This window comes from Mycobacterium sp. NGS69, from assembly GCF_059812165.1.
Genome location: NZ_JCALCD010000025.1, coordinates 1 through 934 on the forward strand (window position 1 = coordinate 1; position 934 = coordinate 934).

Consider the following 934-nt stretch of genomic DNA (forward strand, 5'->3'; position numbering starts at 1 on the left):
CTGAGCGTTGCTCCTATGTCAAGCGGCCGCTGCCTGGGGTGACTGATTGCGGATTTGGTGGTCGGTGTGAAGGGCGCGGAAGACGCTGCGGGATATGTGGCGTTTGAGGCAGCGTCGTGCTCCTGCGGCGCTGTCGTTGGCGGCAATTCGGAGCCGGTAATAGGTCTGGCCTGAACTGCCGTCGAGTCGGATCTGGGTGATGGCGATGCGGTGCAGGGCGGTGTTGAGTTGTCGGTTGCCCGAGCGGCTCAACCGCATCCGGCCCTCGGTGTTGCCGGACCACACCGGAATGGGCGCTACGCCGGCGTGGCGGGCGAAGGCTGCCTCACTTTTGAATCGAGTGATCCCGGCGCTTTCTCCGACGATCTTGGCGGCGGTGAGTTCACCGCAGCCGCGGATGCTCAGCAGCGCGGGGGCGACGGCGCGGACTCGGGCGCCGACACGTTCGGCCAGCTCGTCAATCTGCTCGCTGAGTCGGGTGATATCGGCCAACTCGTCGCGGGCCAGCTCGGCCACCACACCGGACACGGTGTCCAGCCAGGCCCGCAGCGCGTCGCGGGGCTTGGCGCGATCCAGGGACCGTGGCTTGGGGGCCTTGGTTGGGTCGAGCTCATGGATCCACCAGCGCAGCCGGTTGATCGCCGAGGTCCGTTGGGCCAGCAAGACTTCGCGCCGATCGACCAGCAATTTGAGCTCGCGTGAGACCTCGTCGTGGCATGCCACCGGTAGATCGGGTTCCCGCAGCACCGCTCGCGCCACTGCTAATGCATCGATGGGATCGGACTTGCCGCGGGTGCGCGCCGAGGCCCGGACCTGAGTCATCAGCTTGGTGGGTACCCGCACCACCTTTTGGCCCGCGCCCAGCAGATCACGCTCCAGGCGCGCCGACATGTTGCGGCAATCCTCGATGCCCCAGATCAACTCGGCGCCAAAC

Annotated in this window: 1 protein-coding gene; it reads right to left on the minus strand. The window is 66.6% G+C overall.

Annotated features, from left to right (window positions below; all coding sequences use genetic code 11):
• Positions 1-18 precede the first annotated feature (18 nt).
• The coding region (locus tag AC5Y2S_RS28920) for an IS110 family RNA-guided transposase (protein ID WP_499960052.1) at positions 19-934 on the minus strand (916 nt) is incomplete at its 5' end.